Origin of the sequence: Lysobacter sp. Hz25 (genome assembly GCF_046097045.1) — a bacterium.
GTDB classification, from domain to species: Bacteria; Pseudomonadota; Gammaproteobacteria; order Xanthomonadales; family Xanthomonadaceae; genus Lysobacter; species Lysobacter antibioticus_B.
Map to the genome: position 1 here is coordinate 5,168,004 of NZ_CP175666.1, position 14,488 is coordinate 5,182,491.

Sequence of the window (14,488 nt, forward strand, 5' to 3'; positions counted from 1 at the left end):
TAGTCTGGGGGTCTCTCCTTCGACCCAGCCCTGCCCCGATGTCATTGCCGCCCCTGAAAACCCGCGAACGCCTGTCCGAAGTCCGTTACGAAATCCGCGGTGAACTGGCCCGGCGAGCCCGTGAGTTGGAGGCCCAGGGGCGCAAGCAGATCAAGCTCAACATCGGCAACCCCGGCGCCTTCGGCTTCCGCGCGCCCGAACACCTGCAGCGCGCGATCGCCGACCACATCGCCAACACCGACCCCTATACCCATCAGCAGGGCCTGCCGGCCGCGCGCGAAGCCATCGCCGCATTCCACAAGCGCCGCGGCACGCCCAACGCCTCGCCCGAGCGCGTGTTCGTCGGCAACGGCGTCAGCGAGCTGATCGACCTGTCGCTGCGCGCCCTGCTCAATCCCGGCGACGAGGTGCTGCTGCCCTCGCCCGATTACCCGCTGTGGTCGGCCGCGACCATCCTCAACGACGGCCGCCCGGTGTATTACCGCTGCCAGCCCGAGAACGGCTTCCTGCCCGACCCGGACGAGATCGAGCAACTGATCTCCAGCCGCACCCGCGCGATCGTGCTGATCAACCCGAACAACCCGACCGGCGCGGCCTATCCGCGCGAGCTGATCGAACGCATCGTCGCGATCGCCGCGCGCCACAAGCTGCTGCTGATGTGCGACGAGATCTACGACTCGATCCTCTACGACGGCGCCCAGTTCACCCCGGTCGCGCCGATCGCCGGCGACCTGCCCTGCCTGAGCTTCGGCGGCCTGTCCAAGGTGCACCGCGCCTGCGGCTGGCGCGTGGGCTGGGCGGTGCTGTCGGGCGACCCGGTCGCCAGCGGCGACTTCCACCACGCCATGGACCTGCTCGGCGCGCTGCGCCTGTGCGCCAACGTGCCGGGCCAGTTCGCGATCGAAGCCGCGCTCAACGGCGAAGACACCATCACCCCGCTGTGCGAGCCGGGCGGACGCCTGTACGAAGCGCGCCGCGCGGTGATCGAGTCGGTCGAAGCCAGCCAGCACCTGGAACTGGTCGCCCCGGCCGGCGCACTGTACGCGTTCCCGGCCGTGGTCGGCGCCGCCGCGCAAGGCTTCGACGACCACAAGTTCGCGCTCGAACTGCTGGAAACCGAAGACGTGCTGGTGGTGCCGGGCTCGAGCTTCAACGTGCCCTATCGCAACCACTTCCGCGTCACCCTGCTGCCGCAGCCGGCCGAGGTGCGCGAAGTGTTCCAGCGCATCGAACGCGTGCTCGACCGTTACGCCGAACGCGGCGCCCAGGTCGAGGCCCAACGCGCCGCGGTGGCTTGAAGCAAGCATGACGCTGTCCTATCTCGCGCTCGGCGACAGCTACACCATCGGCGAAGCCGTGCCCGAGGCCGGGCGCTGGCCGCTGCAGATGGCGAACGCCTTGCGCGAGCGCGGCATCGACCTGGCCGACCCGCGCATCATCGCGACCACCGGCTGGACCACCGACGAGCTCGCGCTCGCGCTGGACCTGGCCGAACCGCTGGGGCAGTGGGATTTCGTCAGCCTGCTGATCGGCGTCAACAACCAGTACCGCGGCCGCAGCGCGCCGCAGTACGCCGGCGAGTTCCGCGAATTGCTCGAACGCGCGATCCGCTACGCCCACGGCCGCGCCGATCGCGTGCTGGTGCTGTCGATCCCCGACTGGGGCGCGACCCCGTTCGGCGCCAGCGACAAGCGCGGCCCGGCGACGATCGGCGCCGAGCTCGATGTCTTCAACCAGGCCGCGCGCGATGTCTGCACGCGGCACGGCGTCTCCTTCGTCGACATCACCCCGGTCTCGCGCGCACGCGGCAGCGAAGCGGCGATGGTCGCCGAGGACGGCCTACATCCGTCGGCGGCGATGTATGCGCAGTGGGCCGAACTGGCCGTGCCGGTGGCGCAACGCCTATTGGAAGCGCGCGCGGACTGAACCCGGCGCAGCCGCGGCAGCGGCGCGCGCCGCCTCGTCGCCCACGATACTTTGCGACGCCGTGCGGCGATGGCCGAGCGCCGGCGCCCCTGGAATGCCAAACTGCCGCCGGCGGCACGGCCGCGCACGGAGTCCGGACCCAGCAATGAACGAAGCGGTACAAGCCATGGCCCACGGACAGGCGGACCGCATCGCGCGCGCCTATCTGCCCGAGCATCCGCTCGGCAATCGCTGGGACTATTACTACAGCCGCGCCAAGCTCGGCAGCGATCCGCTCTATCCGGGCGTCAGCGCAGCCTTGCGCGGCACCCGCGCGCCGCTGCTGGACTTGGGCTGCGGCCTCGGCCTACTCGCCCACACCTTGCTGGCCGACGGCATCCGCCTGCCGTACCGCGGCGTCGACAGCGATGCCGCCAAGATCCTCCGTGCGACCCGCGCCGCTGCGCGGGTCGGCCTGGATCAGGCCGTGTTCGAGACCGTCGACCTCGCTCACGAAGTGCCCGAGCATCGCGGCAGCGTGGTGATGCTCGACGTGCTGCAGTTCATTCCCTACCCGGCGCAGGCACGCGCGATCGACGCCATGATCGCGATGCTGACCCCGGGCGCACGCCTGGTGATCCGCACCGGCCTCGACGACGGCACCCACCGGGCGCGCATCACCCTCGCGGTCGACCTGTTCTCGCGCGCGCTAGGCTGGATGAATGCGATGCCGCGTTATTACCCCAACGGCGAAGCCTTGCGCGCGCGTTTGCGCGAGGCCGGGCTCGAAGTCGAGTTCACGCCGCTGTTCGGGCGCACCCCGTTCAACAACTGGCGGATCGTGGCGGCGCGTGCAGAGTGAGGCTTGCGCGGTAGCGCGCTAGATCGCGGTCGCGGCTTGCGCCGCTCCTACCCTTGGAACGCGGCTTTGGAGTAGGAGCGGCGCAAGTCGCGACCGCGAACCAGCCGATCTGAGCGCAGGCCGATCGGCCTGCGCCGCCCTCATTCGACCGACGGCACCACGCAGCGGTAATCCAGCTCGCGCAAACGCCGCAACAGCACCGCCATGGTCTCGACATTACGCCCGTGACCCGCGCCCTCGTGCATCAACACGATCGCGCCCGGCGCCAGGTCTTTTTCGATCCGCGCCACCACCGTGGCCGGGTCGGCCGCAACTGCGTCGAAACCGCGCGCGCTCCATGCCACCCGAATCAAACCGTGCGCGCTCAGCGGTTGCGCGGTGAACGGATTGGCCATGCCCACCACGGCCCGGAACCAGCGCAGGCGCAGGCCCGGCACCAGCGCCTGCAAGCGCGCCTGGGCGCCGCCGATCTCGGCGGCCATCGCCGCCGGCCCCAACATCCAGAACCGCGCCGAAGGATGGCTGGCGCTGTGGTTGCCGAGGTCGTGGCCGCGGCGGACGATCTCACGCAGCAAGTCGGCGCGTTGTTCGGCGCGCTGCGCGACCACGAAGAAGGTGGCCTTGGCCTGGTGCTCATCGAGCAGGTCGAGCAAGGCCAGGGTGTCGTCGGAGGGGCCGTCGTCGATGGTCAGCCAGACCACGCGTTCGCGGGTCGGCAGCCGCGACAGCACCGGGCTGAACAGACGCGAGCGCGGCCACAAGGTGCCCCAGACCATGGCCCCATGGCTCAGCAGCAGGGCCGGCAGGCCGACGGTCCATCCGTAGCGCGCCCACAAGGCGACCATCAGCAGCTGTGAGCCGAGGAACAGCCACAACCAGACGCCGGGGCGGCGCGGAGGACGGTGGGCGACGAGGATGGCGTTCATGCGCGGCGGGCGGTTCCGACGGTCGGGAGGGGCTCCGCGGCAGCCCGAGACGCCGGCGGATGCCGCATCCTACCTTGCGACGTAGACTGCCCGCCCCCACCTTGCCCCTATTCCCGCCCGGCTGACCTCCATGTCCCTCGACCCTGCCCTGCGTTCGCGCATCGAAACCCTGCTCCAGTCCAACCGCGTCGTTCTGTTCATGAAGGGCGGCCCCACCGCGCCGCAGTGCGGCTTTTCGGCCAAGGCCTCCGGCGCGCTCAACGCGCTGCTGCCGCAGGGTTATGCCCATGTCGACGTGCTGGCCGACCCGGAGATCCGCGAGGGCATCAAGCAATACGGCGAATGGCCGACGATCCCGCAGCTGTATGTCGACGCGCAACTGGTCGGCGGCAGCGACATCATCGAGCAGATGGCCGGCAGCGGCGAACTGCACGAGCTGCTCGGCCTGCCGACGCCGGACCGCAGCCCGCCGAAGCTCACGATCACCCCGGCCGCGGCGCAGATGCTGCGCGACGCGGTGGCCAATGCCGGCGACGACTACGCGGTGCAGCTCGAAGTCGACGCGCGCCATAACGTGCGCCTGCAATTGGCGCCGGTCGACGCCAACGCCATCGCGGTCGAAGCCGAAGGCGTGCGCGTGCAGACCGACTGGATCAACGCCCGCCGCGCCGACGGCGTAAGCATCGACTGGGCCGACGACGAACGCGGCCGCGGCCTGGTCATCACCAACCCCAACGCACCGCCGGCGGTGAAGCCGATCGCGCCCGAGCAGGCGCTCGCGCGCGCCGGCGAAGGCTCGCTGCGCGTGGTCGACGTGCGCCCCGCCGACGAGCGCGCGATCGCCCGCATCGGCATCGCCTTCGACACCTTCGACGGCGGCACCGACGCGCTCGAAGGCCTGCCCAAGGACACCCCGCTGGCGTTCCTGTGCCATCACGGCGGCCGCAGCGCCCAGGCCGCCGAGCACTTCCGCCAGCTCGGTTTCCGCGAGGTCTACAACATCGAAGGCGGCATCGACGCCTGGGCCGACCTGGACGCTTCGATTCCGAAGTATTGATCGAGCGGCAGTTCTGATCGAACGGCAAGCCTGAATCGAACGGCCGCGGCGCCTTGCGTCGCGGCCGTTTTGTTTTGTGGGGCGGGCTGTCGCGTCGCCGCCCCTGTAGGAGCGGCGTGAGCCGCGACCGCGGGCTGACGGATCGCCGCGCAGGCTCGGGTGGGTGCGCGGTCGCGACTCGCGTCGCTCCTACCCCAAAGCGGGGCGCCGGGGACGGACGTCCTGCGGCCACCACCAACTTCTGGCCGATGGACGCGGCGAGGCCATCGCCTAAGCTCGGCGGCGGCCACCACGCCCGCCCCCTCCCGCATGACCACTGCCACGGACCGGCGCATCCGACCCGGAGTCTTCTTCGTGAACGCTACCGCCGTGCCCGCCCTTCGCCGCTGTGCGCTCGCCCTGCTGCTTTGCCTGTGCTGCGCCGCCTCCCTCGCCCATGCCAGCGACACCCCGGCCGCCGCCACCGCGGGTCCGGTGCAGCAACTGCGCATCTACGAAATCTTCGAAGACACCAAGCCGCATTTCCACGCCCGCTTCCGCGATCACGCCCTGCGCATCATGCGCCGCTACGACTTCCGCATCGTCGCCATGTGGGAGACCAAGACCGCGCAGCGCACCGAATTCGCCTACCTGCTCGAATGGCCCGACGAGACGACGATGAAGGACCGCTGGAGCAAGTTCATGGCCGACGAAGAATGGACCGAGATCAAGCGCCAGACCCGCGTGCACGGCCGCATGGTCGGCGAGATCCAGGACCGCACCCTGCGCGTCGTTCCGTATTCGCCACAGCAGCGGTTGTTGGATTGATGCGGCCGTAGACGGAGCGACGTTTGCAAGGGTAGGAGCGGCGCGGCCCTTGTAGGAGCGGCGTAAGCCGCGACCGCGGGCTGACGGATCGCAGCGCTGGCTCGGGCGGATGCGCGGTCGCGACTTACGTCGCTCCTACCCCAAAGCGTGGCGTCGCTGCCCTTGTAGGAGCGGCGTGAGCCGCGACCGCGCGCTAGCGGATCGCGGCGCAGGCTCGGGTGGGTGCGTGGTCGCGACTTGCGTCGCTCCTACCCCAAAGCGCGGCGCCGCTACCCCTGTGGGAGCGGCGCAAGCCGCGACCGCGGGCTGACGGATCGCCGCGCCGGCTCGGGTGGGTGCGTGGTCGCGACTTGCATCGCTCCTACCCCAAAGCGCGACGCCGCAGCCCTGTAGGAGCGGCGTGAGCCGCGACCGCGGGCTGACGGATCGCCGCGCCGGCTCGGGTGGGTGCGCGGTCGCGACTTGCGTCGCTCCTACCCCAAAGCGCGGCGCCGCGGCCCTTGTAGGAGCGGCGTGAGCCGCGACCGCGGGCTGACGGATCGCCGCGCCGGCTCGGGTGGGTGCGCGGTCGCGACTTGCGTCGCTCCTACCCCAAAGCGCGGCGCCGCGGCCCTTGTAGGAGCGGCGTGAGCCGCGACCGCGGGCTGACGGATCGCCGCGCCGGCTCGGGTGGGTGCGCGGTCGCGACTTGCGTCGCTCCTACCCCAAGGCGCGGCGCGGCAGCCACTGTAGGAGCGGGGTAAAGGCGTGCCGCGACTCAGCCCTTAAACCCGCCGCCATCCAGATGGGCCTGTTCTTCGGCCGTACTCTCGCGGCCGAGCGCGGCATTGCGGTGCGGGAAGCGGCCGAAGCGTTCGATGATTTCGAGATGGGCCACGGCCCACTGCGCGGCGTCGCTGCCGTCCTGGTTCGGCGGTAAGCCACGGTGCAGTTCGACCGAGCGGCGTTGATCGTCGAGTTGCTCGGAATGCTCGAACGGCAGATAGAAGAACGCGCGCAGCGCCGGCTCGATGCTGCGGTCGTGACCGAGTTCGAGCGCGCGCCGGGCGTAGTGCCGCGCGAGCGGGTCGGTCGCATAGGAATGCGCGCTGCCGCGGAAGACGTTGCGCGGAATCTGGTCGAGCAGGATCAAAAGGGCCAGCGCGGATTCGGCGTCGCGCTCGACCCAGTCGTCGTGCTCGCGCCGCGCGGCGGCGTGGTGCGCATCGAGGAAGCCGCTGCGGCACTGGTGGTCGAAGCTCTCGTTACGGTCGAACCAGCGGCTGGGGCCGGCATTGCGCCAGAAATCGACGACGTCTTTCGCGGTCACGGACATGCGGGTTCTCGCTGAGGATCAGGTGGCGAACCCTAGCAAACCGGGCGCGAAGCTGTCGCGCTCACCCTGCGACGGGCATCAAGCCGCATCGACATGAATCGCGGAAGCCCGCGTACCGCGCGCTGTCGCAAGACCGATGCCTGCCGCGCCACAAGCCGCTGCGACGATCGACCCGATGGATCCATCGAAACCGTCGACCTCGTGGGGCCGATCCGCTGCCCCCATCCTTCCACCGCCGATGCATGCCCACGGCCGCCATCGCCGGCCGCATCAAGCGGCCTCTTCCTCGCCCAACTGCGTTTCCAGCTCGTTGATCCATGCGACCGTGATGCTTTCCATGGTCACCGCGTGGATCAGCGGACGGATGGGCCCGGCCGAGTACGACTGCGAGACGAAACGCGCATGGCATTCGCGAAAAGTCAGCCAGGCCTCGTGCGCCCGCTCGAACGCCGCCAGGCCGTCGCCGTCGAGCTGCTTGCGCAGGTGCGCGACCAAGCCCTGCAACCGCACTTCCTCGCGGCTGAGTTCGGCGATCGCCTGCTGGCTCATGTCGGCCTCGCTGACCCGTGCGTCCTCGTTGTCGCGAGCGACCGCGGCGGCCTTGCTGAAATAACTGTCGGCGATGCGCGCCGCGGTTTCGGCCTTGCCGACCAACCGGCTTTCGAAACGGCGCAGTTCCTCGACGCTGGTGTGAGCGCCGTCCAGCTCTTGCTTGAGCGCCAGCAATTGCTTGCCGCGCTCGATCGCATCGACCGTGCCGCGACGTTCGGCGAAACGCTGGATGAAGTAGAACGCCCAGGTAAGCAAGGCGCCGATGACGGTGAAGATGAGCTGTTCCATGACCTGTCCTCCGGCCGTGGAATACAGTGTCGGCGCGAGGGGTCTCAAGCCACGCGATGTCACGTGCGGCGCGTCGCAAAACGCCTAGAAAAGCACGCGATCGTGTTCGTATCACAGGTAAATCGTTCAGCCTCCGGCGCTCGCCGAAACTGGCCATGAGCTTCGCCCTGTGCCCATCGAATCACTCACCCGGCACTCCGTAGGCAGAGGTGTGCCATGCCGGCATCGGCGACATGCCAATCGGCTCGATCGGCCTTGCAAACCAACGCCCCCTCTCCGATTCAACACCTCATCTGGATGCACCTAATCGCAGCACTCGCGAGTGCTCTCTCTGCGACATCGCAAGGACAGAAAAGCACATTCAGGTGAACAAGCACGGCGATTACGTGACCACCTACCCAGTAAGCGCCGACGGGGATAAGCTGACCCCACTTACCGAGGGGCAGGTTCCGATGAAGGCGAAATGGATAACGCTGGGCGTGGGCTGCTTCGCTGCAGCCGCGAGCGTGGTGCTGCTGACCGATGCACTCGATGGCGAGGGCATGAGGTCACCGTCCCTATCGGGGGTTTCCCCGCAAGAGCGCGCGACCATATCCGCAGGCAGTACCAATTCCAGCCAGACCGCTGTCTCGCCGCAGGCCGTTGACGTTCCGTTCTCGTTTCAGGCGCCGATCCATTACGTCCGGTCCAATGAGTCCGTAAACAAGGTTGCGATCGGCGACGTGACAGGCGACGGTCGTCAGGATTTGGTGGCGGCAGCGTACGACCTGTTCGTGTACAAGCAGCAGTCGGACGGCCGTCTGGGTGGTGCAATGCTCGTATCTGCGAACTCATCCAACAATTCGCTCGCGCTGGGCGACCTGAACAACGACACGATTCTCGACATCGGTATAGGTCGCGGTAGAGGGATAGATACGTATACCGCGGACGGATCCGGTGGCTTCGTCGCACGCGACTACACCATCACGCCTCTCCGCGACTCGTTTGTTCAGATCGAGTTGGCCGATGTCAATATGGATGGGAACGCGGATGCGCTTGCTATCGCTCCTATTTCCGGTGGTCGTATGTTCTATGGCGACGGCACCGGCGCAGTCGGTATCGGCGGCGGCAGCGGTACCGGTCGAGGAGGAAGTCGCGACTTGACTGCGGGCGACTTCGACGGAGATGGACTCGTCGATGCGGCCATCGTGAGTGGAGTCGCAGGCGGAGGCTTCGAGATCCATTCCAGTAACGGCAGCATCATGCAACCGCGAGTCGGCGCCTATGTTCCCGACAACCGTTATGCACCGATCAACATCGCCGTCGGCGATTTCAACGGCGATGGCCGCAACGACTACGCCGTGACTGCCGTAGATGCCGATAATGCGATGAAGCTCTGGATCTATACACCGGATGCTCTGGGCAGGCCCAAACCCACCTTCGCGGCAATCGACGGACAGGTCGCGCCCCGCTCCACGATCGCCACCGATCTCGATCGCGACGGTCGGACCGACCTGGTTGTACTGCATGGCTCGGGACTGGGCTATTACCTTCGAACCACGGGCGGCTTGGAGGCGGAGCAATTCGTTCCGTTTGCTGGCGGCTCTGTCGGCTATGTTCAGGAAGTTGCCGCGGGCGACCTGAACGGAGACGGCTGCACCGATATCGCGATCGCCGCCGGCACCAGCGGCGTGGTTGTATACCCCGGACAGAACTGCAGGCCGGTCGCGCCGCTGCCGCAGAAGGCGCCGCACGACATCAACCTGGATGGGAAGAGCGATCTCTTCTGGCGCCACCCGGCCCGCAATATCTGGGTCTACTGGCTGATGAACGGCGCGCTTCGCACCAATGGCTTCCTCAACTACATCCATCCGGATTGGGACCCTATCGCGCTCGGCCATTTCACTCCTCAGGGCAGCATGGATCTCATCTGGACCGATCGTTCGTCTATGGAGATGTCGCAGGCACGTGCCGATAGCACCGAAGTGCCCGGCGCTGTGGTGCGGGCTTACCCCAAAGGCTATCGCCTGGTTGCGAGCGGCGACATCGACGGCGACGGCTCGGACGATCTTCTATGGCGCGACGACAACAACACGGTGCTTTCGGCCTGGGTCATGTCGGGCGTAGGCGTGGTCGCGGGCAAGGCTTACCATATGCCGTCGCAGTGGCGGGTCATCGGCTCGGGCGATTTCAACGGCGACAGTCATCTCGACCTGATCTGGACCAATGGACAGATCATGAGACTGTGGTCGGGATCGGCGAACATGATCTTCGCGCAGGATTCGATGGGCGGCTATCCGGTCGGCTGGGAGTTGGCCGGTACCGGCGACGTCGATGGCGACGGTCGTTCGGATCTGTTCTGGCGCCGTGCCGACGTCAATGCGTTCGTCGTTTGGTATATGTCGGGCCACCGTCGCCTCGACGGTTCCAGTTATACCGTCGACAGCACATGGCGAGTGATGGAAACCGGCGATTACAATGGAGACCACAAGGCCGATCTGGTCTGGACCAACGGCAGCTTGATGCAACTGTGGCAATCCAATGGCAGGAGCTTCGAGGGACTGGCGATGCAGAATTACCCCACAGGCTGGACGGTGATAAAGAACTGAGCCCACTGGTCTGCCGGCATGAAAAGCAAAAGCCCGCTTAATGCGGGCTTTTGCTTGGGCGTTATCGTCCTGGTCGCACCGAAGCGAGGTAACGGCCGCGCGAGCTCAAGCAGCCCAAGCCCCCTTCACTCCCGCGCGGACATAGGCCCAACTCTCACTCGTCGAAGCGCAGATGCCGCACCGACTTGCCGTGGCGGCGGATCAGCTTCAGCGCTTCGATGCCGACGCTGATATGAGTGTCGACGAAGTTCGCGCTGACCTTGGCGTCGGAGGCTTCGGTCTTGACGCCTTCGGGGATCATCGGCTGGTCCGACACCAGCAGCAGCGCGCCGCAAGGGATGCGGTTGGCGAAGCCAGCGGCGAACACGGTCGCGGTCTCCATGTCGATGGCCATGCAGCGCATCTGGCGCAGGCGCTCCTTGAAGGCTTCGTCGTGCTCCCAGACACGGCGGTTGGTGGTGTACACCGAGCCCGTCCAGTAGTCGTGGCCGAGGTCGCGGATGGTGGTCGAGACCGCGCGCTGCAGCGCGAAGGCCGGCAGGGCCGGCACTTCCGGCAACAGGTAATCGTTGGAGGTGCCTTCGCCGCGGATCGCGGCGATCGGCAGCACCAGATCGCCGAGCTGGTTCTTGCGCTTGAGGCCGCCGCACTTGCCGAGGAACAACACCGCCTTGGGCATGATCGCCGACAGCAGGTCCATCATGGTCGCGGCGTTGGGGCTGCCCATGCCGAAGTTGATCATGGTGATGCCGTCGAAGGTCGCGCTCGGCATCGGCCGGTCCAGGCCGACCACTTCGGCCCCGGTGAGGCGCGCGAAGGTGTGCAGGTAGCCGCCGAAATTGGTCAGCAGGACGTGCTCGCCGAACTGGTCCAGGGGCACGCCGGTGTAGCGCGGCAGCCAGTTTTCGACGATCTGTTCTTTCTCTTTCATGGTCTGTGCCTGTTCTTGTTGTTGTCCGGCCATTGTCGCACCGCCCATGACGATAGTCAGGGTTGGCAGGGGCTCGGGCGGCCGTTACGGTTCCGAGGTTGTCCGTCGCTCGCTCTGTCTTGGGGGAATCCATGTTTCGACCGCTACTGGCCGGCTGTGGCCTGGCGCTGCTCGCCGGCGCCGTGCAGGCCGCCACGCCCGCCTCGGCCTCGCCAGCGTCCGCCTCGCGTTTCACCCAGGACCCGTATCCGAGCACCTACAAGGCGATCGCCGCCGGCCCGGTGCTGCTGCAGCACGCGACCGTGCTGACCGGCGCCGGCCAACGCCTCGACGACGCCGACGTGCTGCTGCGCGACGGCAAGGTGGTCGCGGTCGGCCGCGCTCTCGATGCGCCCAGCGACGCCACCCGCGTCGATGCGAGCGGCAAGTGGATCACCCCCGGCATCATCGACGTGCACTCGCATCTGGGCGTGTACCCGAGCCCCGGCGTCGGCGCGCACGCCGACGGCAATGAAATGACCGGCCCGGTCACCCCGAACGTCTGGGCCGAGCATTCGGTGTGGCCGCAGGACCCCGGCTTCGCCGCGGCGCTCGCCGGCGGCATCACCTCGCTGCAGATCCTGCCCGGCTCGGCCAACCTGATCGGCGGACGCGGGGTGACGCTGAAGAACGTCCCGGCCACCAGCTACCAGGCGATGAAATTCCCGGCCGCGCCGTGGGGCTTGAAGATGGCCTGCGGCGAGAACCCCAAGCGCGTCTACGGCAGCCGCAACACGCCGCCGGGCACGCGCATGGGCAATGTCGCCGGTTACCGCGCCGCCTTCATCGACGCCAGCGAATACCTGCGCAAGAGCGCGCCGAAGGCCGCCGCGCCGCAGAAGAAGCGCTGGTGGCAGAGCAGCGCCAAGCCCGGCAACGGCAACGGCGCCGACAGCGAGAAAGACACCGGCGGCAAGCGCGACCTCAAGCTCGACACCCTGGCCGGCGCGATCAAGGGCGACATCCTCGTCCACATCCATTGCTACCGCGCCGACGAGATGACCACCATGCTCGACCTGGCCAAGGAGTTCGGCTTCAAGGTCAGCGCCTTCCACCACGGCGTGGAGGCCTACAAGATCGCCGACCGCCTCGCCGCCGAAGGCGTGTGCGGCGCGCTGTGGGCCGACTGGTGGGGCTTCAAGATGGAGGCCTTCGACGGCATCCAGGAAAACATCGCCATCGTCGACCGCCCCGCCAACAGCTGCGCGATCGTGCATTCGGACTCCGAGGAAGGCATCCAGCGCCTCAACCAGGAAGCGGCCAAGGTGATCGCGCATGCGCGCCTGGCCGGCATCGACATCGCGCCGGAACGGGCGATCCGCTGGTTGACCCAGAACCCGGCCAAGGCGCTCGGCATCCTCGAGCGCACCGGCACCCTCGAGCCCGGCAAGATGGGCGACGTGGTGGTGTGGAACGGCAACCCCTTCAGCGTCTACGCCAAGGCCGAGCAGGTCTATGTCGACGGCGCGCGCGTCTACGACCGCGCCGACCCGTCGCGGCAACCCAAGTCGGACTTTCTGCTGGGGCAACCGGCGACGCAGACCGGAGGCGTGCGATGAACCGTCGCGGGATCGAACCTTTGTCGTGCGCCGTTGCAGCGAACCTTGCACCCCGCGGGCTGCGTCGCAGCGCGCTGCTGCTCGCCCTGCTCGGCGCTTGCGCGAGTTTCGGCGCCGCGGCGCAGAACGTCCTGATCCGCAACGCCACCGTGCACACCGCGACCGCGCAAGGCTCGCTCGAACACGCCGACGTGCTGGTCGGCAACGGCGTGGTGCGCGCGGTCGGTAAGGGCTTGTCGGCGCCGGCCGGCGCCCAGGTCGTCGAAGCCGAAGGCCGGCCGCTGACCCCGACCCTGTTCGGCGGCATCACCGAGATCGGCCTGGAAGAAGTCTCCGGCGAAAAATCCACGGTCGACCAGACCGTCGCGCTGGGCGCCGACACCAAGGAAATGACGGTGCGGCCAGAGTTCGACGTGACCCTGGCCTACAACCCCGACTCGGTGTTGATCCCGGTGGCGCGCATCGAAGGCATCGGCTGGACCCTGCTCGGCGTCGGCACCGCCACCGGCGGCTCGATCGTCGCCGGCCAGGGCGGCGTCGAACGGCTCGACGGCGGCCCCGACCCGATCGGCCCGCGCGTGTTGTTCGTGCGCCTGGGCAAGGACGGCCTGGGCCTCAGCGGCAGTTCGCGCGCGGCGCAGTGGATGATCCTCGACCAGTTGATCGACGAGGCGCGCGGCCGTATCGCACCCGGCCACCACGCCGCGCTGCTGACCCCGGCCGGGCGTTCGACCCTGCTCAAATACCTCGACGGCGGCGGCCGCATCGTGTTCGGCGTCGACCGTGCCGCCGACATCCGCCAGTTGCTGCGCTGGTCGGCGCGGCACCGGTTGCGCATCGCCATCGCCGGCGGCGGCGAGGCCTGGCGGCTCGCGCCGCAGCTCGCCGCGGCCAAGGTGCCGGTGTTCGTCAACCCGCTGTCCAACCTGCCGAGCGATTTCGACCAGGTCGGCGCCAGCATGGAGAACGCCGCGCGCCTGCGCGCGGCCGGCGTGGCGGTGGGTTTCAGCGAAGGCGGCGCCTCGCACAACGCGCGCAAGGTGCGCCAGCTCGCCGGCAACGCCGTCGCCGCGGGCCTGCCCTGGGCCGACGGCCTGGCCGGCCTGACCCGGGTGCCGGCCGAAGCCTTCGGCGTGGCCGGCCAGGTCGGCGCCATCGCCCCGGGCCAGCGCGCCGATCTGGTGCTGTGGAGCGGCGACCCGCTCGATGTCGCCCAGGTCGCCCTGCAAGTGTGGATGGACGGCCGCGCGATCGAGATGCGCAGCCGCCAGACCGAACTGCGCGACCGCTACCTGCACGGCGACACCGGCCTGCCGCGCGCGTATCCGGCGCCGGCGCGCTGAGGCAGCGGCCCGGCCGCTTGATCGAAGCGACCGGCGAATCCGCCCGGCCTTTGTAGGAGCGGCGTAAGCCGCGACCACGAATCCACGGCGACGACGAAGCTGCAAGAACGCGGTCGCGGCTTACGCCGCTCCTACACGGGGGCGGTCCGCGGGCATGGCCCATGCCACCGCCTCCGACGACCCAGGCGTATCCTGTCGTCGGCCGACGAAGGATCGCCGCCCGTCCCGACCTTTCCCCGAGCCCGCTGCGGCGAGCTGCCGCGCGACATCGCGCACCGGGAATCGGTCGGTGCCGATTCACCCCAACACCCGGAGA

At 68.3% G+C, this 14,488-nt stretch carries 12 protein-coding genes; 8 read left to right on the forward strand and 4 right to left on the reverse strand.

Features of this window, described 5'->3' with window-relative positions; genetic code table 11:
- Positions 1-38: 38 nt before the first annotated feature.
- From ACKN61_RS21385 to ACKN61_RS21395, 3 genes are all read left to right on the forward strand, one after another.
- Entirely contained in the window at positions 39-1,298 is a 1,260-nt protein-coding gene (locus ACKN61_RS21385; RefSeq protein ID WP_223621441.1) for a pyridoxal phosphate-dependent aminotransferase, read from the forward strand.
- 7 nt (positions 1,299-1,305) lie between these two features.
- Entirely contained in the window at positions 1,306-1,926 is a 621-nt protein-coding gene (locus tag ACKN61_RS21390) for an SGNH/GDSL hydrolase family protein (protein WP_408951143.1), read from the forward strand.
- Positions 1,927-2,092: 166 nt separating this feature from the next.
- On the forward strand, positions 2,093-2,767 hold the full coding sequence (locus ACKN61_RS21395) for a methyltransferase domain-containing protein (protein WP_408953885.1): 675 nt from the start codon (positions 2,093-2,095) through the stop codon (positions 2,765-2,767).
- Between the two features lie 140 nt (positions 2,768-2,907).
- On the opposite strand, the gene ACKN61_RS21400 is transcribed toward ACKN61_RS21395, so the two are convergent.
- Entirely contained in the window at positions 2,908-3,693 is a 786-nt protein-coding gene (locus tag ACKN61_RS21400) for a polysaccharide deacetylase family protein (protein WP_408951144.1), read from the reverse strand.
- A 130-nt stretch (positions 3,694-3,823) separates the two neighbouring features.
- Here ACKN61_RS21400 and grxD point away from each other — a divergent pair, with 130 nt between their 5' ends.
- Positions 3,824-4,750, forward strand: coding sequence for a Grx4 family monothiol glutaredoxin (gene grxD / locus ACKN61_RS21405; protein WP_408951145.1), 927 nt, complete (start codon positions 3,824-3,826; stop codon positions 4,748-4,750).
- A gap of 354 nt (positions 4,751-5,104) precedes the next feature.
- The gene (locus ACKN61_RS21410; RefSeq protein WP_408951146.1) at positions 5,105-5,557 is read left to right on the forward strand and encodes an NIPSNAP family protein; all 453 of its coding nucleotides are present in this window, start codon (positions 5,105-5,107) and stop codon (positions 5,555-5,557) included.
- A 757-nt stretch (positions 5,558-6,314) separates the two neighbouring features.
- On the opposite strand, the gene ACKN61_RS21415 is transcribed toward ACKN61_RS21410, so the two are convergent.
- Positions 6,315-6,872 (reverse strand): DUF924 family protein, encoded by a 558-nt coding sequence (locus ACKN61_RS21415; RefSeq protein ID WP_408951147.1) that lies wholly within the window; start codon positions 6,870-6,872, stop codon positions 6,315-6,317.
- Between the two features lie 270 nt (positions 6,873-7,142).
- Entirely contained in the window at positions 7,143-7,712 is a 570-nt protein-coding gene (locus tag ACKN61_RS21420; protein ID WP_223621446.1) for a lysozyme inhibitor LprI family protein, read from the reverse strand.
- A gap of 365 nt (positions 7,713-8,077) precedes the next feature.
- On the opposite strand from ACKN61_RS21420, the gene ACKN61_RS21425 reads away from it, so the two are divergent.
- Positions 8,078-10,300: an FG-GAP repeat domain-containing protein gene (locus ACKN61_RS21425; RefSeq protein WP_408951148.1), complete on the forward strand. Its 2,223-nt coding sequence runs from the start codon at positions 8,078-8,080 to the stop codon at positions 10,298-10,300.
- Positions 10,301-10,454: 154 nt separating this feature from the next.
- Here ACKN61_RS21425 and ACKN61_RS21430 read toward each other — a convergent pair whose 3' ends face one another.
- Positions 10,455-11,231 carry an AMP nucleosidase gene (locus tag ACKN61_RS21430; protein ID WP_057919309.1) on the reverse strand — a complete coding sequence of 259 codons (777 nt, stop codon included), beginning with the start codon at positions 11,229-11,231 and terminating at the stop codon, positions 10,455-10,457.
- Positions 11,232-11,362: 131 nt separating this feature from the next.
- On the opposite strand from ACKN61_RS21430, the gene ACKN61_RS21435 reads away from it, so the two are divergent.
- Complete coding sequence (locus tag ACKN61_RS21435; RefSeq protein ID WP_408951149.1) at positions 11,363-12,829, forward strand: amidohydrolase; 1,467 nt, start codon at positions 11,363-11,365, stop codon at positions 12,827-12,829.
- Complete coding sequence (locus tag ACKN61_RS21440; RefSeq protein WP_408951150.1) at positions 12,826-14,172, forward strand: amidohydrolase family protein; 1,347 nt, start codon at positions 12,826-12,828, stop codon at positions 14,170-14,172. Before ACKN61_RS21435 ends, ACKN61_RS21440 begins: the two co-directional genes overlap by 4 nt.
- Positions 14,173-14,488: the final 316 nt, after the last annotated feature.

What these genes read in the sequence shown, in the direction of transcription:
- ACKN61_RS21385 (WP_223621441.1), top strand. Translation starts at nt 39, where the DNA reads ATGTCATTGCCGCCCCTGAAAACCCGCGAACGCCTGTCCGAAGTCCGT.
- ACKN61_RS21390 (WP_408951143.1), top strand. Translation starts at nt 1,306, where the DNA reads ATGACGCTGTCCTATCTCGCGCTCGGCGACAGCTACACCATCGGCGAA.
- ACKN61_RS21395 (WP_408953885.1), top strand. Translation starts at nt 2,093, where the DNA reads ATGGCCCACGGACAGGCGGACCGCATCGCGCGCGCCTATCTGCCCGAG.
- ACKN61_RS21400 (WP_408951144.1), bottom strand. Translation starts at nt 3,693, where the DNA reads ATGAACGCCATCCTCGTCGCCCACCGTCCTCCGCGCCGCCCCGGCGTC.
- grxD (WP_408951145.1), top strand. Translation starts at nt 3,824, where the DNA reads ATGTCCCTCGACCCTGCCCTGCGTTCGCGCATCGAAACCCTGCTCCAG.
- ACKN61_RS21415 (WP_408951147.1), bottom strand. Translation starts at nt 6,872, where the DNA reads ATGTCCGTGACCGCGAAAGACGTCGTCGATTTCTGGCGCAATGCCGGC.
- ACKN61_RS21420 (WP_223621446.1), bottom strand. Translation starts at nt 7,712, where the DNA reads ATGGAACAGCTCATCTTCACCGTCATCGGCGCCTTGCTTACCTGGGCG.
- ACKN61_RS21430 (WP_057919309.1), bottom strand. Translation starts at nt 11,231, where the DNA reads ATGAAAGAGAAAGAACAGATCGTCGAAAACTGGCTGCCGCGCTACACC.
- ACKN61_RS21435 (WP_408951149.1), top strand. Translation starts at nt 11,363, where the DNA reads ATGTTTCGACCGCTACTGGCCGGCTGTGGCCTGGCGCTGCTCGCCGGC.
- ACKN61_RS21440 (WP_408951150.1), top strand. Translation starts at nt 12,826, where the DNA reads ATGAACCGTCGCGGGATCGAACCTTTGTCGTGCGCCGTTGCAGCGAAC.